Raw genomic sequence first — 23212 nt, 5'->3', positions numbered from 1 at the left:
TCATTCCGACTTTTCGATACCAACAGACAGGTTCATTCTATAATTTCCATACGGCAAAATGGCTTCCAGCAAACTGCCAAGCTGCTCCATTGTTCCTGTGCGTACGATCATCAGATAACAGCCCTCTCCGCTGACACGGTGAACCTCCACGATGTCTTCACGTGCAGCCATAAATTCACGGAAAGCGGCATGTCGGTCGCCGGAATTCAGAAAGATCGTCACAAATGCCTGCAGGCCAAAGCCAAGGCGTTCGGGGTTCCATTTTACAGTATAACCTTCAATAACACCCAGATCATGCAGCTTGCGCACTCTCGCACCTACAGCCTGTCCGGTCAGATGCACCTCTTCACCGATCTCTTTGTGAGAGCGTTTGGAGTCCCGGATCAGGCTTTTCAGTATGCGTATATCTGTATCATCAATCGTCTCATTCATCTATTTTGCAATCCTTTCAACTTGAAATTAAAGTGGTCTGTTTTCTTTCAGTGTGTTATTTACGCCCATAAACGGGTTGTATAACATATAGGATAATAACATTAATTCCCGAAGGAGTGCAGGTTCAATGAAAATTCAATTGATTCGTAATGCTACATTATGGTTGGAATATGGGGGTCTGAATATACTGGTTGATCCCATGTTGATGGATAAAGAAGTGATGCCTGCTTTCCCGAACACGCCCAATGAATTACGCAATCCTAGAGTCTCCTTACCCGAGACGGAAACGGATTATATGAATCCAGATCTGGTGATCGTTACGCATACGCACCCCGATCACTGGGATGAAGCAGCAGCGAAGCAGCTCCGCAAGGATGTACCTCTGCTGTGCCAGCCAGGAGATGAAGCCGTGTTCAATGGAGCCGGATTTACTAACGTTACCGCCGTAGATGAGAAACACGAGTATCATTCTGTCCGTTTTGCCCGTACTTCAGGACAACACGGAACCGGGGAAATCGGCGAACGTATGGGCAAGGTATCTGGTTTTGTATTGGAAGCAGACGAAGAACCTGTCGCCTATATCGCCGGGGATACTATCTGGTGTGAAGAGCCAGCCGAAGCCATTCGTCAATATCAACCTGAGGTGATTGTGGTGAATGCTGGCGGTGCTCGCTTCCTGCAAGGAGATCCGATCACGATGGACGGTCCTGACGTAGCTACCGTGAAACGCCATGCACCGGATGCTCATGTCATTGCTGTGCATATGGATGCCATTAACCATTGCATGATGTCCCGCGTGGATCTCGCCAGTTATCTGGCATCTGAACAATTGGACGGACAGGTGCTCATTCCACGCGATGGCGAGAGCTTTGTGTTCGGACCGGATACTGAGTTGAAATAAAGTTCATTGATGTGATGAGTGACTTTTAACAAACGAAGTCTTCTCTAGTAGTTCTCTCCAAGAAACGCAAAAAAGCTGGATGCGATTCGTTCGCATCCAGCTTTTATTTACGTTTATAGTTGAGGAACACAACGATCCCAAGTTATCTCCACCATCGGAGTGCTCAGTGTAACTAACCCTGAATGATTCCTCGACTCATTTCACCTATTATTGAACTTTCAATCGAATTACGTTCCACGAAGCTTTGGCCAGGCTTGCCGTGATCAGTGTATCTGATACTTCTGCATCACCACGATTATGCGGAGCAACGCGATTCGGCTGTGCTGCGGTATTGGCTGCTTTTAGATCATCACTTTCCAGCACAATATGCTCAATCAAGTTGCACTTTCCAAAGCTGCGCAGATCCACTTCAAGTGGCAGTGATTCTTCCAGATGGCGGTTTACAGCGAAAACAGTTACTTCACCCTGCTCCTCGTTATGAACCGCAATGCCCTCCAGATAAGGAACATCCGTAATTTGTTTGGTGTCATACTTCGGTGACTGGATCAACGGTACAAGTGCTGTTCCACGTCCAAACACGGAAGCATGCATAAAGGGATAGAAGATCGTCTGTCTCCATGCAGCACCACCATTATCGGTCATGATTGGAGCGATCACGTTGACGAGCTGCGCCAGACACGCCATCTTAACTCGGTCCGCATGTTTCAGCATGCTGATCAGCATACATCCCACAAGCAGTGCATCTTCATGGTTGTATACGTCCTCCAGCTGTGGCGGAGCAATCTGCCATGGGTCCAGCTTCTTGTCACTTTCATTAGAGTGGTACCAGACATTCCATTCATCAAAGGACAGAAACATGGTCTTCTTGCTACGCTTCTTCGCTTTGATATAATCACAGGTCGCTTTTACCGTCTCAATAAAACGATCCATCTCAAGGGAACGCGCAAGGAATGTTGGCGTATCCTGTTCAGCATTACCATAATACTGGTGGAGCGACAGATATTCAACATGATCATACGTATGATCCAGTACCGTTGCTTCCCATTCCGGGAAGGATGGCATACCCAGGGATGAACTTCCGCAAGCGACCAGCTCAATCGTTGGATCTGTCCACTTCATCACTTTTGCCGCTTCAAGTGCAATCCGTCCATACTCTTCTGCTGTTTTGTGACCAATCTGCCACGGACCGTCCATTTCGTTGCCAAGACACCAGGTTTTGATGGCATGAGGCTCTTTGTATCCATGTTTAATACGCAAATCACTATAGTAGGAACCTTCAGGATGATTGCTGTACTCCACGATGTTGCGGGCTGCGTCTACTCCCCGTGTTCCCAAATTGACGGCCATCATCACTTCCGAATTCGCCTGTTTGGACCAATCCACAAATTCGTTAAACCCGAATTCATTGGTCTCGATTGTTCTCCAGGCGAGTTCAAGTCTGCGTTTGCGTTCAGAGACAGGTCCGACGGAATCCTCCCAATTGTAACCGGATACAAAATTTCCGCCAGGATACCGCACAATCGGAACCTGCAGCTCCTTAACCATCTCCAGCACATCTCCACGGAATCCCGCTTCATTCGCTGTAGGATGACCCGGCTCATATATACCACCGTATACGGCACGTCCCAGATGTTCAATAAATGAACCGTATAAACGTTTATCAACTACGCCAATTGTGAAATCCTTGTCTACCGTCATTTTAGCTTTTTCCATCGTGAAGTTCAGCTCCCTAAGATTAATATAAAAATTAATTGATAATCTATGGATCAACGTTCATATTTATATTAAAATCGATTATGGCACCAATTTCAACCTGAATTTTGCAAAATGTTATTCTTTCGACTGGATTTATGTTTAACTTAATTCTATAAAAATAATTGATATGAGTTAACTCGATATTCACACGTGCACGAAGAGGACAGAAAAAACCTGTAGAAGCGTAGCGGTCGCCTTTATCACCGGATTTCACTCATTATAAATGGAATCAAAGAAATCCGGGGATAACAGCGATTGGAAGGTTATTCTGTCAGCGTAGTGGCCTCGTGTGAATAACACTAGATCAACTCATATTACCTGGAGGAACAGATGTGATTAGAGCAAATACCGATGCAGAATGGTTGCCCTTATACGAAGCACTCGCGAGTGAAGTGCGTCTGCAGATTATCAGACTTGTCGCGGAGACCCCTATGAACGTGAAGGACATTGCCGCATCACTCGGCCTGAGCAGCGCAATTGTAACCATGCATGTTCGCAAGCTTCAGGATGTGGGCATTATTCAGTCCAAAATGATTCGCAAGGATGGCGGCACGCACAAAATGAACAGCCTGGCAGTCGACTGGATTGGCATCTCTATGCCACAGGAAACGGGAGCTTCCCGCAAGCTTCATGAAGTGGCAATCCCTGTCGGGCATTATACCCATTTTGATGTGTATCCAACTTGTGGTCTGGCTACATCCAATCAGGTCATTGGACAATATGATGATCCACGCTATTTTCTGGATCCCGAACGCATGCATGCCCATATTCTCTGGTTTGGACGCGGATTCGTAGAATACAAAATCCCAAACTATATCTTGTCAGGTCAACAGATCAGTGCCATTGAATTGTCACTTGAAATAGGTTCAGAGGCCCCTTCGGTCAATCCAAACTGGCCTTCGGATATTACCTTCATGCTCAACGGTATTCGACTAGGTGAATGGACAAGTCCTGGAGATTCCGGAAATGGACGAGGCATGTTCACCCCGGAATGGTGGAGCGACAGTGTCAATCAATACGGCATGCTCAAAGTGCTGCGGATCACCCATGAGGGCACATTTATTGATGGACAGCTTATGTCCGAAGTTACACTTGCTGATATTCCCGTGGAACGTAATCAGTGGACATTACGCCTCTCCGTGGAGGAAGATGCGCAGCATGTGGGCGGGCTGACGTTATATGGTCAAGGATTCGGCAACTATGATCAGGATATTCTGTTCCGTCTGTACTACCAGGACTAATAAACAACAAAAAGAACCTTCCATCCCCCGTATAAGCAGAGATGGAAGGTTCTATATGTGTTCATTATTTAATAAGCATGCTGGAACTTAAAGTGCACTTCCACCAAACAGGAAACGGTACTCCCAATGTTTGCCGGAGATATCACTAATCGTTACACCGCCGCCAGCGTTGGAATAGGTGTGCAGTATTTTGCCGTCACCCAGATAAATTCCCGTGTGGGTAATTCTAGCAGTAGATTTGTTCACACTAGAATACGATGAAGCCGAGCTGCCTTTGTAGGACATAAAGTACATCAGGTCACCGCGCTTCAGATTTTTCCAATTGGTCTGAACGGTACCTTTGGCTTTCACATAAGCACCTTGTTTACGTGAATCGGACGGAAGCTTGATTCCGAGCGCATCAATAAATGCCTGGCGGACAAAGCTTGAACAATCGAACGTAGCCGTACTGTTACGACTTGCGCCAAATTCATAAGGCGTTCCCCAATATTTCATGCCAGCAGCTATGACTTTCTCTACAGAGGCACTGCCTGTAACTGAACTTCCTGTTGTCGTGTTGCCTTTCACGGCTTGTGTATATTTTGAAGAAGATGATATGTATCCTGTCCGGTTACCGGAGTCCTTAACTTTATACCAGCCTGATCCGGATTTTTGCAGTACCGTAACGTTCTCTCCTTTTGGCACCAATCGAACAATGCTTGCGGAAGAAGATGGTGATGTACGCAAATTTACTCCCCAGATGACTTTAACTTTTGAATTTTCAACTGCGGCTGCTGATGCAGGTGTCGTTAATGCTCCTGTTGTCAGACTTCCCATCAGCATCGTTGCTGTTACACTTGCAGTAATAATCTTGCTTTTCCAGTTCATGATGTCGTGTTCCCCCTGATGTTACAGAATTTTAACCTGGCCTCATTCGCCGGGCTTGCCCCATTGTAAAACGGGCTGTCCATAACGATCATCAGTCCAAAGTCCTGTATTCGATCAGACAGGCTTGAGCACTAAGAATCAGGGATACCTCTCACACCAGTTGGCTAAAACTGCCGCAAATCTCTTCTTTTTCAAAGGTTAAATTATTGTAACTATTTGCTGTGCTTCGTTTTAAGCAGAACTGAGGCCTAAACTGAGCATCACTTAGGACATGCGTCATATTACCTATATTTTAATGTTTAAATTCTATATTTGGTAAACATTACTATGGTTCATTTCCCGATTATGAGTACCTGTAATCCCAAAATCATCACAAAAAAGCCGGAGACCTCTCCCCGGCTGTACTCTGTCTCAATATAAATCGATTATGGCTCAATCCCCCAAGCGTTGACTCCTCCAATATAAGCGGTCACTTTGTTCCAGGCGCTAAAGACCGTTTTGGAAGCATCGAAAGAATAGTCATTGGTCTGATCAAAATTCGTCCAGTTGTTCTTCGAGAAGCGACCCTGGATAATTCCCGTCTCTGCTCCGGCAGCCAGACTGCCTGCCCCAGATTTGAACCCAATCTCCAGATACGTATCCGCTGTCCCTTTAGCCGGATCTACCGTCACAAAGTGAGCTTCAACGTTGGCGCTGCCAATCTGAGCGTAATCACACCAGAAACTCAGATCGGATGCACTATCCTTCGTAAAGTAATACCGCACCTTCACCTGGCTCAGATCCACTGCTGTCGTGCCTGTATTCTTGATATTGAACTGTGGGGTCACCGCATTGCCTGACGTCCCTGAACTACCATTGCGGTATTGCACTTCAAGTGCACCTGTTGTTACAGGAGGCGCTGTGGGTGTCACCGTCACTACATTGGACAAGGTCTGCCCGCTTGTATTCACTGCCACCACTCGGTAATTGTATTCGGTACCGTTCACTGCCGTGGCATCCGTGTATGTCAGTGCCGTCAGACCTGTTGCCAGATCGGCGTAGGTTCCACCTGCAACCGAGCGTTGTACCTTGTAACTTGCAGCCCCGGTCGATGCGGTCCATGTCAGCACAGCCTGATTAGTGCCTGCCGTTCCTGTAAGGGTTAACACTCCCGGTATAGATGTTCCCGCTTGCGGTGTTGCAGAGACCTGAGCAGAAGGTGCAGATTCACCTGCCGTATTCACTGCTGTCACCACATAATAGTACGTTTTGCCATTGGTCAGTCCTGTATCTGTGAAGGTCGAGCCAGTAACCCCCGTTGCTACGGAAGTATACGGGCCACCGTTTACCTCTGCACGTTTTACTGTGTAAGAAGCGGCACCAGTGGATGCGGTCCAGTTCAGAACAACCTGTTCACTGCCTGCTGCAGCTGTCAGACCAGCTGGAGCTCCCGCCACCTGAACTCCTGGGCTGCCGGCATCACCCAGGAGACGATCATATTCTCCATACGCGGTAGCCATATCCACCTGAGACCAGAAACGGTGATACGTAAAGGTAGGTGCACCATTTTCCCATTTTTTCGTTGTTGGATTATAAGACGTTTTGTACAGATTATCCAGATAAGCCCATGCCGGATCTTGCTTGATGGCTGGACGCAGGTCAGAGTAACCAATGTATACGCCATTACCACCTTTGGCCGGGTCAGAAGGTACGCTGGCTGTACCCGGTATCGTGTTCTCCTGCCCGAAGGTTCCCGTCCAGTTTGCCGGAATGTAGATCTCTTTGGCGAAGAAGCGGAAGTAGTCTTTACGGACTTCTTCGGTGACAATTCCCACACCATCATTGTAATCCCAGGCTGTATTCAGCAGTTTCTCGGCCATATCTTTGGCTTCCTGTCCTTTGGCACTGAATACGCCGCCTTCGGCTTGAGTCCCCGCAGCAAAGAACGTCAAGGCTTTGATATAACTCCCCAGTACGCCCGTATCCTGAGCAGGATCTTTGGTCACGACATGGAAATTAGGATTGTTCGTAAAGGAACTGAACCCATTCCATTTATCCGGTTGCCCCTGCCATTCTTGGCTGCCTGGTATCCAAAATTCGCCTGGTGCAGGTGTAGTGGCTACCTGTGCATTGGTACCACCAAGAATACGCTGACCTGCCGCATCCAGATAATATCCTTCAGCATCCGTCACTGGACGTTCATCGACGAATACATAATCCTTGGACCAGTCAATCCACTTGGTAATGACTTTTTTGGCCATCTGGAAGTTCTCGGAGCTGAGGTCCCCGCTCTCGGCAAGAATGTAATACATCTCAGCTACACGCTCCAGCGACCAAGCCTGGAAACCAAACCACGTGTTGGAGTCCGGGTCCCGATATACTGGAGCTTCCTGATAAGCCATGTCGTAGAACGTACTGGTTCCAGTAGGATAAGCATTGTAGGAGCCATCAAAACTGTTCGTCGCTCCCCCTCCAATCGCTCCTTCGTGAGACTGTAGCCAAGTGTAGAACTCCAGTTGGCGCTTCAACGATGCATTCCAATCTGCCTTGGCTGTTGTTGATTTTGGAATCAGACCGCCTGCCGGATCAGATAAGGCATACGCTGCCACTGGATTCTGGTAAGCCTGATGCGTGTGACTGGCTCCAATCCGCCAAGCCCAGTTCCCACCCTCGCCAAGGCCGCCGCCCCATGAGGTATACCATGCCATCAGATACATATTAGAGTCTTTGCCTGTACCGGCAGTTGGTGTGCCGTTCTTGGCACTTCCGATCTTCTGGAAGTACTTGTCGTGCATCCCATAGCGCAGATAGTCACCCATCTTCTTCGCTTTGTCCAAATACGCTGTATTGGTATAGCCCATCTCCTTCGCCCAATACAGTACCTGTACCGCACGTGCGTCAGCATCCGTTGCGTTGGTATAACGCCACTGGGCTGCCGGTACCTGGGTCTCCTTGGTGAACAGGCTCATGAAACCTTCGCCCGTTTTGCCAAACGTTTTATTGTCCTGGGATGGATGAGGGATGGCCTCCCACACAGACTCCTGCTCTCCACGCTGGAACGTATTCACGTAAGCCGCCGTATGATTCGGATTCAGCAGATTACCATAGCCGTACCAATTATCCACATCCAGCAGCCAATGCATCAGGTATGTCTGATTGTTGCCGTAGGAAGCTTTCAACTCGGCATCAAGTGGGTCTTTTCCGGCAGCATATTGACCGTTAATGGCAGAAGGATATTGATCCGGAAAAGGTTTTTCCGCTGCATAGGTGGCCGGGCTGTTCGGATTGTAATAACTCATCGTAGGCTGCTCTTCCTTGCCGTCACCTTCATTGACTGGGATGATGTATTTCTCCATGCTGTCCCAAGCGGCTTCCAGTTTGGACCAATCACCTGTATAGTGACCGTACATCGTTTCCAGCCAGAGCCAGTAACTGTATGCCTCGGATGTCGTCATGTGCCCATAATCCGGTGCCTCGCTCATCAGCGTTTCAATGGAGTGATACGGAATGCCCTCTGGAGAAAAATAACCGTTCGCCGGGTCCTTCAGTTGATCATACAATTGCAAAAATCGAGCTTCGTTTATTCCGTCCGCCTGAGCATCACTGGTCTGCTCTTCGGCATAAACCGTTTGGGGACCTGCCCACAAACCGGTGTACCCGGTTAACATAACAGTGCCTGCTAGCATGGCAGACAAACTTTTTTTAGCAGCTGATTTCAACATGTACTTACCTCCCTGGAATGGTGAAATTCAATTAGAATTACTGCGGGTCTGCCCTTGCTGTTGAACTCCCTTAGGTTACGGCTCCATACCCCAGACTTTCGTATCTCCCTGAAACCCAGTTACCTGATTCCATGCGGTAAAAGCCGTCTTAGTTGCATCATAGGAATAGTCGTTGCTCTGATCGAAATTGCTCCAATTATTCTTGGAAAATCGCCCCTGAATCACGCCCGTCTCCGCTCCGGCAGCCAGGCTGCCAGCCCCAGATTTGAAGCTGATCTCCAGATACGTATCCGCTGTACCCTTTGCCGGAGTCAGCGTGACAAATTTGCCTTCAATATTGGCCGTGCCGATCTGGGCATAATCACACCAGAAGGTCAGATCGCCTGCATCGTCCTTGGTAAAATAATATCGGAGCTTCACGGTACTCAGATCAATCGCCTGAGTGCCTGTGTTTTTCAGATTAAACTCCGGAGTCACCGCATTGCCGGAAGCACCTGACCCTCCGTTACGATATTGCACCTCAAGCGTGCCCGTCGTGGCCGGAGGCGCACTCGGTGTCACTGTCACGATGTTGGACAACGTCTGTCCGCTCGCATTCACAGCGACGATTCGATAACTGTACGCCGTTCCATTTACCGCTGTTGCATCGATATAATTCAATACTGCCAATCCAGTTGCCACATCGGTATATGCACCACCTACAACTGAGCGCTGTACCTTATAAGTCAAAGCTCCCGTTGCTGCCGTCCAGGTCAGAATCGACTGGGCATTGCCTGCCGTACCGCTTAATGTCAGTGCACCAGGCAGCGATGTTCCAGCCTGCGGCGTGGCAGAGGCTTGTGCAGAACCGGGCGATTCCCCGGCTGAATTAACAGCCGTCACTACGTAATAATAGGTCTTCCCATTCGTGAGCCCCGTGTTCGTGTATGTCAATCCATGCACACCTGTCGCTACAGAAGTATATGGACCGCCATTCACCTCGGCACGCTTCACGGTGTACGATTCTGCCCCAGGTGATGCTACCCAGTTCAGGATTACCTGAGCATTCACTGATACAGCCTGCACCCCCGAAGGTGCAAAAGGAGTAACGACCGGTGTAACACCTGGTTCCTGACCGTATACCCGTATTCCCGCATCGTAGACTGGGAGATATACACTCTTCGCCACACCGCCTGTGCCCAAGCCCTGGAATGAATGATCATTATTCGCATTCCAGGCGCCTTGCGGGCCGGTAATGCGGAACTGGACCTCTTTGCGATAATGTCCTTCTCCGCCTGGATATATCTTGGTTCCGGTAAAGTCCGCTGTAACAGCGTAGATTCGTTTCTCTGCATCAACCACAACCGGTTGGGATACGGTAGCCCCCTCCGCATATGCGGTTGTAACATGGACATCAGAAACGGTGTATCCTGCAGTATAAACTTCACTCAGATCCAGGAAATAGCGAAAAGACAACTTATCCCCCATCTGCGCAGGCCAGCCGGAACGATTGTTCAGTTGAGCCTTGATTTCCGTGTAATTGGAACCGGATGCCTTCACGGCAGCTTCGACAAAGAACTCATCCGTCTTCACTTCCGGAGACGGAAAATTCGCGATGGGCTGATCGTTCTGGCCGAATAACAGATTCATTTTGGCTAACGCGCCTGTAAAGCCTGCATTGTAATCGGTTGCCACCTCATTGCTGACATAGTCCCCAATGGAATCGGTATAGGCATCCGATGCATCCGGTCCACCAACCATCGCGCCGTACAACGTGTGACGGTGCTCTGAAGGTACATTTTCATTGTTCGTCCATGAACTGTGGGAGGTCCGATGATGAGGGTGCTTAGGCGGATTCTGACCATAACCGACCACATAACTGCTCTGGCGAGGATTATCCCCCAGAATGTAGTTCATTTGTGAAACGGCAAAGTCCTGATACCTCGCTTTCTTCACCGGATCACTGACCCAGTCGGAGTACACAAAAGCAATAAACGATGCATTCGCTGCATACCGGAGTGATCCCCATGTATCAAGCCAGGCAAGCCCGCCCGGTGTATACTTGATCCTTTGTCCATTCGTGCCTACAGACCAATAATCCAGATTGCGCTCCGTGGATTGAATGAACCTCGTCGCTTCTGGCATGTTCAGACTCGACGTAATGCGGGCCAGCAGAATCTGGGCTCCGTAGTGTTTGTCATCCCAGCCTTGGGTCCAAGTATAGGCCCAGTTCCCGTTCTGTCCATCTGCCTGCCACAGATTCGCTGTAGCAATCGCCTTGGACAAGTAAGCGCTATCATTCGTCGCCATATATAACCATGTTGCTGCCCAGGCGAGTTCATCATAGTAACCTGTCAATGAATTGTAGAACGATTGAGCATCTGTAATGCAATCCGAGTATTTGCCTCGATACGTATCCGCGAAGCTGTAAAGTTCCTTCGCATGCTGAAGCAGTTTGTTGGCATAGGCCGGGTCACTGTCACGGAACACAATGGATGAAGAAGCGAGTGCCGCTGCGGTTTCTCCCGCAAGTTCGCTTCCCGGACAGGATGCATCGATCTTATAAGCAGGACGGTTCATCTGCATCACTTCAGCAGGCCCCCACCAGGCATGGTCTGTATTGCCTGCTCCAACCTGTCCCCATAATTCATTTGGTTTCGTATGCGCTTTCACAAAATAGTCTGTAGCCCATCTCAAGTTATCCTTAATCTGCTCCAGTTGCCCTGCCTGCTCGTATCCCTCACGGTATTCCACAACAGACCAAGCTAACATCGTAGCCGAATAGGCATAGGCAGACCAAATTTCACATGATCTCCAGCATCATACCACCCTCCGGTCAAATCAACCCCAACATCCGCTCCGTCATTTAATCCGGAATCACCACGCCATTCCACCCGATTGTCTTCGGGCAAAATCCCTGAACGCTGTGTTTCATAGAAATAAACCGCCTTTTGTAATGCCTCCGCATAGTTATGATTCCCGGCAGCCGCATCTGCCTTACCATCCCATGCCTTTATGGATGTACTTCCTGCCAGTAGCCCTGCCGATAACGCGAGGATAGCGATTCGTCTCCACCAGCTTCCCTTCATCTTCAACCATTCATCTCCTTTTGCAATAGTCGTCTCGTAATTTTCCAATTACACTGATGTAATGACCCGCTCCTTTCTATGGTGTGACTCCATGTATTTCCACCATTAATTACCATTATATCCTTTTGCTCCAGTTGCAATATCAGCGCTGGTGACTTCTGAAATAACATTGTTGTGACATGTTTGGGTAGTGATATGACAAAAAAGACTGTTTCTCATATCGCTTGAACGCAATATGAGAAACAGTCCTGATATTTTGAATAACCCGTGCTACAGGTTGCATGATGATCCATGGTACTATCCAGTCTGAACACCCTACTTTTGGATCGTTTACACTCTGAATTTGTTGATTTGCTCCTGCAACTCTTCAGCCATTTTGGACAAAGAACCTGCGGAGGAAGCGATCTCTTCCATCGAAGCCAGCTGCTGCTGGGTTGCTGCGGATACATTATGCACCCCACCTGCTGCTTCTCCAGCGATGTTAGAGATCTGATCCACATACCCTACAACTTCATTCGTACTTGCTGACATTTCCTCCGAACCTGCAGATACTTCCTGGATTTCACCAGCGACCTTGTTCACTGCATCCGAAATCTGCTCAAATGCTTGTCCAGCCGCTGTAACAATCTCAATGCCGGTTTCCGTTTCATTGCTGTTCACTTTCACAGCCTGCACGGCATGATCTGTATCCTTCTGAATCAATTGGACAAGATCCGTAATCCGCTGTGCGGATGTAGAAGACTCCTCTGCGAGCTTCCGTACTTCTCCGGCTACAACTGCGAAGCCACGTCCGTGCTCACCTGCACGTGCCGCTTCAATTGCTGCATTCAATGCAAGCAGATTGGTCTGACGGGCAATATTGTTGATAACCTCGGTAATGGTACCAATCTCTGCGGAACGTTCTCCCAACCCTGTAACCAGTTCTGTCAGTGATGCAATGGAGTTGCGAACAGATCCCATCTGTTCAACAGCCTGCTGAATAATCATATTTCCTTCGGCAGACTGATTCGCTGCATCAACAGCAGATACGGATACACTTTGAGCAAGCTCAGCAATTTGTTCCGAACCAAGAGCCATCTCACTCATCGCCTGTGAAGAACGTTTCACCATATCTACTTGATCCGATGTACCTACAGCCAATTCCTCAACCGTCTCGGAGATCTGTTCCGACGCCCTTGTATTCTGCTCAGCACTCGCGAGAAGTTCTTCCGAGGAAGCGGCTACCTGTTCGGATGTCATCGATACGGATTGAATCATCTCCCGCAGGTTGCCAGTCATCACATTGAAGGAATCGGCCAGCGTTCCCAGCTCATCCTTGTTCTTGAGAACAATCTTCTCACTAGTCAGATCCCCATCTGCAATCAACATCGCTGCTGCATTCATCTTCTGTATTGGACGTGAGATGATGCTCGCAATGAAGAAGGCAATAAACATGGCGACCAGGAAAGCAACAATAGTGACTCCCAAAATAATATTAAATGCTTGTTCAGCAGACTCAACCGATGCATTCGTTGCTGCATCCGACAGTGAGTTCCCCATCGTGATTAATTGAGCAATGGTATCATTCGCTGTATACCATAATGGATAGGCCTCTGAATGCAATCTGCTGGCTTCTTCGTAATTGTTAGCCATGCCCAATTTCATAAATTCCGGCATTTTCGCCAAATACGCCTCATAGTTCGTGCTAAATGTATTGTACATTCCCACTGCTTCGGTATTGCCTGCGATAAGTGAAACCAGTTCCTTGCGCTCAATCGCAATCTTGGCTTGGAGCTGTTCCAACACTTCATTCATCTTGGTGATTTCAGTTGGATCTGTTTCGACAATTACGGCAAGAGCAAGCCGTTCAACGTCGGAAATATCCCCATTCATCATCCCGAGCAGGCTCACACTGGGCATCCACATCTTATCGATTTCATCGGCCTTTTTGGACATATCATGAATTTGGGTTAACGCATAAATGCTTACAAAAGCCAGTAAAGCCACTACCATTAGAAATCCAGTCAGTAATTTCATTCGAATTGTTAATCTCAATTTCTTTGTCACGTTTCCCCGCGAGTCTTTCATGTTCCCCACTCCTCAACTAGTACATATTTATAGTATATCGACACGTATCGTCATGAATTGTATATATGAGAATTCGATTTTTTGTAAATTTCAGTTAACTTCGAAATAAACACAAAAAAAGCCTTAAGTCTTTGGCTCACCAAAGACTTAAGGCTTTCATATCCGAAACTTCTCTTCCAATCCCTACTATATTCAACCATTTCTAACGGAAAATCCGCCGATGAATGTTAATGAAGAAATCGGGAATCGACTTGGTATAATTACGCGTAGCAATCAAGATTACACTGACCAGGCTACCCAGAATAAATCCGCCGAGGATATCTCCAGGATAATGTACACCAACATAGACACGCGAGACTCCTGTCAACACAGCAAGCAACAGCATCCACATACCGAAGCGACGTCCAATAAAAAACGAAGCTGCAGCTAGCGCAAATACGAAGGAGGCATGTTTACTTGGAAAAGATGGATCTGGTACATGCGGAACCAGTTGATTCACCGTGCCTTCCATGAACGGCCTTGGATGACCTACCACAGGTGAAATTCCCCATTTTGCCAGAACAAGTGCTACGATCGAAGCTACACACGCATAAAACACAATTCGTTGCTTCGACGGATTGCCAAGAAACCACACAATCACAAGAAGCCCTATCATAACCCAAACGGCATATTCAGCGGATGTAATCATAAACCAGTCCAGAAACGGAATACGATCAGCAAACTGGTTGATCCAATTAAATACAGATTGATTCATAACAGTCGTTTAATACCTCCATTACACAAAACACGATTATTTTTTACATAATAAATATACACTAACTATTTGTCAAACATGTCGCCTAGTAACCGAACTTTCGAAATCAAAGAGGACATTTCTCTTACTTTTTGTTAAACTAGTTTGGGTTACATAATAGTTCATTCATAGAAAGGTGAAGATTATGCTTAAGAAATGGTTATGGGGAACATCCCTAACCCTGGCACTTGCCATAGCCGGTGTCATTGTATATTACGGATACTCGATCGTTCATTTTGCCAATAGCATCTCAACTGCTTCCGAGACTTCCACTTCTGACACAAACCAAAATACAGACACTCCAACCACCCCTGTTCCCAAATGGGAAGGGAAGGAACGAGTTAACATTTTGCTGCTTGGAGGTGACACCAGAGGGGATGATGCCGGCCGTTCAGATTCGGTCATGGTCGCTTCCATTGATCCGGTATCCAAGAAAGCCCATCTCTTCTCTGTTCTGCGTGATACATATGTTGATATTCCGGGACACGGAAAGAGCAGACTCAACGCGGCCTTCTCCTACGGCGGAGCGGAATTAACCAAACAAACGGTCGGTGACTTGCTCGGCATCCCTATCCAGCACTACGTGTATACCGATTTTATCGGATTCATGGCGCTGGTTGATGCTGTAGACGGGATCGATATTGATGTAGAGAAAGACATGTATTATACCAGCAAAGCAGATAAACATATGTACGATATTGATCTCAAAAAAGGACTTCAGCATATGGATGGTAAGACCGCCCTCCAATATGTCCGATTCCGGCATGATGCCACATCAGACTTTACGCGTACCGAACGGCAGCGGATTTTCATGACTGAGCTGGCCAAGAAGATGCAAAGCACTACTTCACTCTTCAAGATTCCTGAAATATTGGAAGCTGTCGCTCCATATATCGAGACAGACCTCAGTCCAACACAGATGTTAAAATTAGCTTCGCTCGGATTCGATATTAACGTGAATGAAATCGATAAACAGCAGATCCCTCCTAACAAGCTGCTTACCAATGAGCTTGCAGGTTCTGCCCAGGTACTCGGTGTTAATAAACCGAAACTCCAAGCATACATTCAGAATTTGTTTGAGGAAGATGCGAAATCTTCAGAGGATGAATCAACAAATGGACAAGACTTAAACTAAATGGAATGGAAACAAAATGAGGCAGGTATCGCAAAGATACTTCGATTAAAAGATGGCTGCTGCCATCTTTTTTTGTACCTGTTTTCCCCATTTAATGCAGTCTTAATGTTTAACAGGTACCCTTAAATGATGAATTCCGGTTACACGAAGGAGGAATACACGTGAATAAACCGCGAATCGTGGAATGGACTCAACTGCGCGCCCTTGCATTTCTCGCCATTGTGATGCAGCATAACATTGCAGAATATATATATCGCGCTGATATTGAACAACCTGATTCCATCATGCTGACCATGATTTATCATCTGACTCGTTTTGGTACACCGACATTCGTCTTTCTCTCCGGTGTAATGCTGTTCTATCATCATAGTCATGCCAAACCGGATTACCCCAAGTTTATCCGTAAGCGGTTTGGAGATATCTATGTGCCCTTTGTGGTATGGACATTCATCTATTGGTTGTTTGTCCGGATATTCACGCCCAAGTTCTGGATTTCGGGTATGCCAGACTTCCGTAGTCTTGTTCGTGAACTCTTCCTCCCCCAGACAGGATATCATCTGTGGTTTGTAATTATGGTGTTTCAGTTCTATATTCTGTTTCCTCTGTTTCTTGCGGGAGCCAAGTTCATTCAGAGACGTATTGAAAAAGTTACACGCTTCACCCCAATGCAATCCGTCATCACGCTGATTCTCATTGGGATGGCATTATACACTTTACTTATGAAATGGTCCTACTACGATATGGGCGGATGGACAGCTTCCTTACCCCAGCCTTGGTCGGGTTTGCTGCAGTATCGCTCTTATTCATGGATTATGTACTGGTTTTACTTTTTGTTGGGCGCAGTCTGTGCCTGGTCAGTGGATAGTTGGAGAAGTTGGACCGCAAAAGTATTGCCCTGGATGGTCTGTCTGTTTATTGGCATGTACATCTGGCTTGGGTATGATGTGCTGCGGGGATCGGGTGATGTCGTTAACCTGAATATATCAACCTATCTGAAACCAACAACATTCATCATCATCATGGCCCAGATGTTCATGTTCTATGGGTTCCTTGTACTGCTGCGTGGCAAAGATACACCATTTCAGCGTCTCCTTACGTGGATTGGCCGATATTCCTTTGGTGGCTATCTGGTTCATGCACTGGTTATCTACTGCATTGCGTATATTACCCGACCATTTACGCTAACCGGATGGCATCTACCGATTACATTGCTTTCGTTTCTTGTCACCGTGGCAACGTCTCTTGCAATCAGCTGGGGACTTTCCCAACTTCCTGGTTCTCGCTTCACCATAGGATTACAACGGAAGAAACGCCTAAGTCCCCGTTTACGTGATACTGTTTCTGCAGGGAGAACAAGTTCACCCGAGCGTAATCCGTCAGCTAGCGCAAATCGCAGTCCGGAAACCAGCTAATCCTGGTTGAATATAGAAAAAGCGTCTCCCTTCGTGGAAGACGCTTTTTTCTTACTTCACTTCTGTGGAAGCGGATCGACCGGGTACAGGTTCGTGAGGACCAGGAGCTTGATGTGCATTGCCCTTCTGATTAACAAACCTTTTCAGGTCACCCGTCAACTGCTCCTTCAGCTTGTCTACCAACTGCGTTTCACTGATGCCTTTTGCCTGAGCAATCTCAGCTAGTGATTTCCCGCTTTGAAGCTGCTGATGGAGCTGCTCCGGGGTGATGCCGAGAAAACGTGCAATAGCGCCCTTGTCCATCATTGGATGTCTGTTGCCATGGTGAGCAAACTCACGTCTTAACTCCCGCAGTGGTGTGTTGATTACCTTCTTCAGCTTCGTATCCATACCTGCTTTGGCTGCTGCTGCCTGCTCTTTCGTGAGACAACCTTCCTCGGCTGCTTTATCCAATCGCTGAGAGAGCGAAGGCTTCAGCTTCTCCAACAATTGATTTTCACTAAGTCCCTTGCGTTCCTTAGCAATCTGAGTCAACGTTTTGCCAAGCTCCATCTGTTCCTTTAAATCACGGAGCCCAATACCGAGTAGGTCTGCGGTTTCTCCAATCATAAACAGGCCATGACCTGCTTGCATGCATGGCTTCGTTTGGTTTGTGGAGGAGGATGGTGTCGCCACTTGATCTTCAACAGATTCATTTGGATCCGCGGATGCCGTATAGCCGGTTGATGCTGTTATAAATACGGCTGCCAGTCCGGCTGCCATCCATTTTTTCCATTTGTATTTCATTTCTCTTCTTCCTTTCATATGTCAAAATCCTTTGCTCTCTTAGTTTGAGCCTAACTTCCACTTTTTTATGCCATAAAAATACAAAATGTCATTATATTTTTCACAATTCATCACAAAACCTCCTATTTTTTTCAATTCATTTCCGGTATACTGGAATTAACTTCATGATCTAGTCGAATAGTCCTTATTACTTTATTACGGGAAGGGCGTAACCAGACGATGCGGAGAGAATGGTTTGATCCGTTTAGATCCGATGTGGAGGTGGTGTTCGCTGCAGCAGAGCAGCTGGTACAGAAATATCCTGAACCAATGTCAGAACATGCACTAGAACAACTTCATTTGGTCAATCCTTTGTTACGAGATTCGGGTCACAGCTACATCGGCTACATTATTCCATTGTGGATGCAGCTCTCGGATGGTCTACCTCCAGAGAAGGCACACAAACTAAGTACTGCTTGTCTCCTGCATATGCTATATTTTCTGAATCAGGATGAAGTTATGGACGAACAGCCAGAAGATGTGACACTGAAATTATCACTGGGTAATCTTTACTACGTGGATGCGATCTGTGCCTATTCAGAGCTATTCAGCCTTTCTTCCCCGTTCTGGACGTATTTCAGACAGTATGTGGAGGATTGGGCCATGAGCGTCACCGGTGAGAACTCCATCGATTATTTCAAGAGAAGCCCGCTATTAATCGCCCAAAAAGCCGCCCCACTTCAACTTGGAGCTGCTGGCTCACTCCTTCTTTTGGAACAGGAGCATCGCATTACTCCGGTATGTTCTGCCGTCAACATTGCACTGATGACTCTCCAGATGACAGATGACTTCACAGACACGAAACAAGATGCTGTGCATGGAAATTACAACAGCTTCCTCTCCCACATATCCGCAGCACTGGAACATAACTACCCGGCTCATCCTGTAAGCGAACGTGTACATGATAATGTATACAATACCCAATTGATGAACTCCTATGTAGACATTGCTCAGCAATATAACATCAGACTAACATCTTCTAACTCGGGAATTTCGCATCTCGAAGCATTTAATTCCTACTTATGCGGCATTCTGGGACAAACTGTTCACGACATTGAACAACACAAAAAAATGCTTTTTCAAGGCGGGTTTCATTACTGGATCAGCGAGAAACAACATTTGTCCTAATCACCAAAGAAGAGCTGGTACAGTTGAATTTTAAATATGAAGGGAATGTTGACGATGATGGTATCAGAGAAAACGTTGCACGAGGATATTATTGAAAAGGCCTGGACTGATGAGCACTTCAGACAACAACTGCACTCCAACCCGAAGCAAGCGCTTCGCGAAGCATTTGGCATTGATATTCCTGAACACATTCAAGTCCGTACCGTTGAAGAACAACAGAACGACTACGTTCTCGTGATTCCTCCCAATCCCTCCAAAGTGGATTATGACGTAAATTGCGGACCGTGGAGAAGCTAAACGGATTAGATTGAATATGTGATTGAACGACATCAGGGGTAGCGAACCAAAAAGCCATCGTACACTTCTGCCGCTCGTCATTCGACGAACGCAGCAAAAGATACAACGGCTTCTGTTCCTACCCCTTTTGTGCTTGTAAAGCTGATCTGCCCATGCATGGCTTCAACGATTCGGAAAGTCACCATCATGCCAAGGCCTGTCCCCTTAATTTTATTCGAGAAATAAGGCTCCCCAAGGCGGACCAGCGCTTCCTCATCCATGCCCTCTCCATTATCTCTAACATGTACCTTGATGATCCCGTCCTGGGCATAAGCCCAAATATCAATCTGACCCTGTCCTTGCAGAGCTTCTATACTATTCTTAATAATATTAATAAAAGCCTGTTTGAACTTGGAGGAGTTCCCTCTAATCCATAGATTTGGCGGAATATCAGTTGTTATTTTGCCGCCTTCCAGATTAGCCATCGGTACAAGAATACCTTCAATATGATCAAACTCATCCGCGATATTCAGAGAGACAATATGATCGAACTCCGGTTTGGCAAACGTGAGGAAATCGGTAATAATGCCGGATGCCCGATCAAGCTCCTCCAGAGCTATCCGCACATACCCTTTGTTTTTGTTGTCTTCCTGCTCTGTCATGAGCTGAAGGAATCCTCGTGTCACCTGCAGTGGATTACGAACCTCATGAGCAACCGACGCCGCCAGTTCGCTAATGATCTCCATTTTCTCGGATCGCTGCAACTCATTATTAAACAATTCCAACTCTTTCGAGTATTCAAGCACTTTGGTATGTTTTTCAGCAAATCGGCTTCCCAGTATGGCAATAAGTGAGATAATAAAAGCAACCATGGACCATTTCCACCATATCAGATGATATGTTCCATTACGCTGGTAATACCACAGTAGTTCAGCAACACTGATTAAGGCAAATGTGCCGAATCCCGTAGCCAGCAAAAGAGCTTCCCGGCTCCGTTGAAGCGCTTTGGAGATGGTGCCGATCATTAAGATGCTCAACAGAATTACGAGAACAAATCCAATTACATTCTGAACCAACAAACTATAGAGCATGTCCCATTGACCGCCTGAAATAAAATCAATCATCAGGGCAGCCACAGCTACTACAGAATAGATGAATTGGAATTTTCTTAGTTTGGTAAAGATGCCATAACGACCTGGTCCGATAATTTGTTCAAAAAAATAACAGAGTGCAGGCATGCCCATCAGCATAGCCAGGTCAAACAATACGGAATACAGATTACCGTAAACCTGGTAGAACGTATATAAAAACTGTGAATAGGTGATAATCATCGTTCCGATTGAACCCATCACGATACATAGCGAAATCCACAACCCTTTATGGAATTTGCCCAGGAAAAAAGTGCAACTCAGCATCGTTAGAGCCGTGAACACAAAGGTCGCTCCCAATATTACATCAAGCAGTCCATTGTGAATGTATTTTTCCTGTAATGTAGCATAAGGCCCAACCTGAACTGTTCCGTAGATGCCAAGTCTGCCTTTTTCATTCTCGGACCATACATACAGTTTGCTACCTGAATTCTCACTCGAAAGGGGTAACAACACAGCGTTGTTATCATAATTGTAATGATAATTCTCATACACCCTACGATCGTCCAGATAGATTACAATGTGGTTCCCTTTAATATTTTCAAAACGGATTGCTGAGCTATCTTCATTTATTTCAGGAATGGTCACACGAGTCCACATAGAACCCGAAGGAGCCTCTTCGCTGCTATATTCCAGCTTTTCTGCACCTTGCTTCTCCCAGATCTCCTCTGAACCTTGAACCTCACTGATGAATCCCTGATCGTGTACGTTCCCCCATTTTACTTCCCATCCCGTAATGGATACAGGTTTGTCAACTTCTCCTGCAGTCGCTGAGACGAAATCATGCGGCAAGCAAAGAATATTCAACATACTTATCCATAAGATGATGATAGCTTTGGGCACATTTTTCATTCACAGCACCTCAAAGTTCTTATTTTCTCTATCCCTCAAGTTCTCTCATTTATCATTCGCCACAGTTTGACGTGTCACCTTCTTGTAGGGAAATGAAAATTCACATTTTAGTAGATTTATAGTTTTATTTCCATTTTATTGATAGATTTCGAGTGTTTTCTCCATTATCCGCGCAGATCTTCGAACTGGTTCTCAATCATTTCGCGTTCTTTCTGTTCAATCTTCGTACGATATTCCAACCACTGCTCCGTTTCCTCATCGTCATAGATCGTCCATATATCCGAGAAAAGATAATCCCGCAACTGGACAATCTGTCCTGACCATATCCCGCCTACCCAGAACAGCCCGTCCGGACGGCGTATAACGGTACGTGAAAACCCAGGCGTAGACGCTTTTTGCCCGATTCGGATTTGAGTGATCATATTGCCCAGCGTATACCAATCCAATTGGAATCCCTCCCTCATATATCCATGTTTCATCATATCATAGGCCAAAGATGAAAAGCTGTAAAACTGATCTCTGCGATTCAATCGTCCCTTCCGGGTGTAATGTTCCTCAAAGCAAACACTTACCATTGAGGAGTGATTCAAATGAATGAGCCACACAGAACGGTAGAGGTAGAACATAAGGATGTCCAACACAAATCGGATTCAAGTATGGTCGCTTCCACGTTTATCAAGTATGCGGCTTACATCATTATTTTCTTTGGATTTCTGTACTTTCTGGTCAAATATGTATTTCCTAAATTTTAAAGTATATACGTTGAAACTGTAACCCTACATTGTTCACTTTCAGCTTATATTCATATTTTGGGAACACAAGGGAATCATAAGTTGTGCGAGATTACTACGTTAGCCCTTTGGGTAACTACGGAATAAGAACCTTTACTAGATAACTGCCCAATCAAACAAATAACCATTAAATATAATCCACTAAAAAGGAGTGCTACTTATGTCAGACAGACCGATTAGTAATGAAGAGAGCGAACGTTACTACGACCGTTATCAGAGGTCACGTGATATTCCACTGGAAACCGAAGTTCCTGAAGGTGACATAGACACTTTTGATGAAGTTACGGGAAAACGTATCGATACTGATAATACAGTGAATCCGCCCCTTGTAGCGGCTACGGAAGAACCGGAATTAGAGTCACGAACAGCGGAGCCTGCACTCGAATCCGTACCTGATGCTGATCTTATCCAACCGAATAGTCCTGTTGATCCTGCCGCACCCGATCCCAATGCTCTTCACGGGACGGACCTGCTAAACGGCGCTGGGGCAGATGCCAAACCGGAGAGCGATATTCAACCACGGCGCTAATCCTCTTGTCACAGCCTGAATTAGGAGGTGCAGTCACGATGAAAGATAATCACAAGCGACAAGTAAATGAGCCCGATAATCTGGTAACCGAACGGGATATTGATCCGAATTTTGGATTATTCACGGAAGATTCCTTTCCGGAAGCACTAGCGGATGAGGATCAACTTGATGCTGTTGAACATGCCATTCCAAAGGAAAACAATGAAGGCGTTGAAGGTCCACGAAAAGATTCATCCTTGGATGAATAGGTACTCATTTCAGATTACAGATCCAATAAGGATATTGGAAACC

The 23212-nt window shown here is 46.5% G+C and carries 18 protein-coding genes and 1 pseudogene; 9 read left to right on the top strand and 10 right to left on the bottom strand.

Features of this window, described 5'->3' with window-relative positions; genetic code table 11:
* On the bottom strand, nt 1–432 hold the full coding sequence (locus tag G3352_RS10305; RefSeq protein ID WP_163756209.1) for an Lrp/AsnC family transcriptional regulator: 432 nt from the start codon (nt 430–432) through the stop codon (nt 1–3).
* A 127-nt stretch (nt 433–559) separates the two neighbouring features.
* On the opposite strand from G3352_RS10305, the gene G3352_RS10300 reads away from it, so the two are divergent.
* Nucleotides 560–1333 (top strand): MBL fold metallo-hydrolase, encoded by a 774-nt coding sequence (locus G3352_RS10300; RefSeq protein WP_163756207.1) that lies wholly within the window; start codon nt 560–562, stop codon nt 1331–1333.
* A 207-nt stretch (nt 1334–1540) separates the two neighbouring features.
* On the opposite strand, the gene arfA is transcribed toward G3352_RS10300, so the two are convergent.
* A complete protein-coding gene (gene arfA / locus G3352_RS10295; RefSeq protein WP_163756205.1) occupies nt 1541–3046 on the bottom strand; it encodes an arabinosylfuranosidase ArfA in 1506 nt (501 codons plus the stop codon).
* A 374-nt stretch (nt 3047–3420) separates the two neighbouring features.
* On the opposite strand from arfA, the gene G3352_RS10290 reads away from it, so the two are divergent.
* Nucleotides 3421–4329 carry an ArsR/SmtB family transcription factor gene (locus G3352_RS10290; RefSeq protein ID WP_099855718.1) on the top strand — a complete coding sequence of 303 codons (909 nt, stop codon included), beginning with the start codon at nt 3421–3423 and terminating at the stop codon, nt 4327–4329.
* A gap of 87 nt (nt 4330–4416) precedes the next feature.
* Here the strand turns inward: G3352_RS10290 and G3352_RS10285 are convergent, their stop codons facing one another.
* From G3352_RS10285 to G3352_RS10265, 5 genes and pseudogenes are all read right to left on the bottom strand, one after another.
* A complete protein-coding gene (locus G3352_RS10285) occupies nt 4417–5196 on the bottom strand; it encodes a C40 family peptidase (RefSeq protein WP_163756203.1) in 780 nt (259 codons plus the stop codon).
* A 425-nt stretch (nt 5197–5621) separates the two neighbouring features.
* Entirely contained in the window at nt 5622–8897 is a 3276-nt protein-coding gene (locus G3352_RS10280) for a glycoside hydrolase family 48 protein (protein WP_163756201.1), read from the bottom strand.
* A gap of 75 nt (nt 8898–8972) precedes the next feature.
* A pseudogene (locus tag G3352_RS10275) lies at nt 8973–11965 on the bottom strand (glycoside hydrolase family 9 protein).
* A gap of 330 nt (nt 11966–12295) precedes the next feature.
* The gene (locus G3352_RS10270) at nt 12296–14032 is read right to left on the bottom strand and encodes a methyl-accepting chemotaxis protein (RefSeq protein ID WP_240343016.1); all 1737 of its coding nucleotides are present in this window, start codon (nt 14030–14032) and stop codon (nt 12296–12298) included.
* 202 nt (nt 14033–14234) lie between these two features.
* Complete coding sequence (locus G3352_RS10265; protein ID WP_076290195.1) at nt 14235–14786, bottom strand: undecaprenyl-diphosphatase; 552 nt, start codon at nt 14784–14786, stop codon at nt 14235–14237.
* 184 nt (nt 14787–14970) lie between these two features.
* Here G3352_RS10265 and G3352_RS10260 point away from each other — a divergent pair, with 184 nt between their 5' ends.
* Nucleotides 14971–15960, top strand: coding sequence for an LCP family protein (locus tag G3352_RS10260; protein ID WP_163756199.1), 990 nt, complete (start codon nt 14971–14973; stop codon nt 15958–15960).
* A gap of 161 nt (nt 15961–16121) precedes the next feature.
* Nucleotides 16122–17372: an acyltransferase family protein gene (locus tag G3352_RS10255; protein ID WP_163756197.1), complete on the top strand. Its 1251-nt coding sequence runs from the start codon at nt 16122–16124 to the stop codon at nt 17370–17372.
* A 51-nt stretch (nt 17373–17423) separates the two neighbouring features.
* Here the strand turns inward: G3352_RS10255 and G3352_RS10250 are convergent, their stop codons facing one another.
* Nucleotides 17424–18158: a hypothetical protein gene (locus G3352_RS10250; RefSeq protein WP_163756195.1), complete on the bottom strand. Its 735-nt coding sequence runs from the start codon at nt 18156–18158 to the stop codon at nt 17424–17426.
* Between the two features lie 219 nt (nt 18159–18377).
* Between G3352_RS10250 and G3352_RS10245 the strand changes: the two genes are divergently transcribed.
* Together G3352_RS10245 and G3352_RS10240 are read left to right on the top strand one after the other, a co-directional pair.
* Nucleotides 18378–19325 (top strand): hypothetical protein, encoded by a 948-nt coding sequence (locus G3352_RS10245; RefSeq protein ID WP_163756193.1) that lies wholly within the window; start codon nt 18378–18380, stop codon nt 19323–19325.
* Nucleotides 19326–19361: 36 nt separating this feature from the next.
* Nucleotides 19362–19622 carry an NHLP leader peptide family RiPP precursor gene (locus G3352_RS10240; protein ID WP_240343015.1) on the top strand — a complete coding sequence of 87 codons (261 nt, stop codon included), beginning with the start codon at nt 19362–19364 and terminating at the stop codon, nt 19620–19622.
* A gap of 77 nt (nt 19623–19699) precedes the next feature.
* Here G3352_RS10240 and G3352_RS10235 read toward each other — a convergent pair whose 3' ends face one another.
* Both G3352_RS10235 and G3352_RS10230 read right to left on the bottom strand, forming a co-directional pair.
* Nucleotides 19700–21559 (bottom strand): sensor histidine kinase, encoded by a 1860-nt coding sequence (locus tag G3352_RS10235; RefSeq protein ID WP_240343014.1) that lies wholly within the window; start codon nt 21557–21559, stop codon nt 19700–19702.
* Nucleotides 21560–21765: 206 nt separating this feature from the next.
* A complete protein-coding gene (locus G3352_RS10230; protein WP_076290201.1) occupies nt 21766–22047 on the bottom strand; it encodes a hypothetical protein in 282 nt (93 codons plus the stop codon).
* A gap of 144 nt (nt 22048–22191) precedes the next feature.
* On the opposite strand from G3352_RS10230, the gene G3352_RS30875 reads away from it, so the two are divergent.
* From G3352_RS30875 to G3352_RS10220, 3 genes are all read left to right on the top strand, one after another.
* A complete protein-coding gene (locus G3352_RS30875; RefSeq protein WP_017690239.1) occupies nt 22192–22353 on the top strand; it encodes a hypothetical protein in 162 nt (53 codons plus the stop codon).
* Between the two features lie 199 nt (nt 22354–22552).
* Nucleotides 22553–22921: a hypothetical protein gene (locus tag G3352_RS10225; protein WP_163756054.1), complete on the top strand. Its 369-nt coding sequence runs from the start codon at nt 22553–22555 to the stop codon at nt 22919–22921.
* Nucleotides 22922–22959: 38 nt separating this feature from the next.
* Nucleotides 22960–23169: a hypothetical protein gene (locus G3352_RS10220; RefSeq protein ID WP_163756189.1), complete on the top strand. Its 210-nt coding sequence runs from the start codon at nt 22960–22962 to the stop codon at nt 23167–23169.
* Nucleotides 23170–23212 lie beyond the last annotated feature (43 nt).

Origin of the sequence: Paenibacillus sp. ALJ109b (assembly GCF_010747435.1) — a bacterium.
Taxonomy (GTDB): domain Bacteria; phylum Bacillota; class Bacilli; order Paenibacillales; family Paenibacillaceae; genus Paenibacillus; species Paenibacillus taichungensis.
This window is presented reverse-complemented; position numbering and strand designations above follow the sequence as displayed.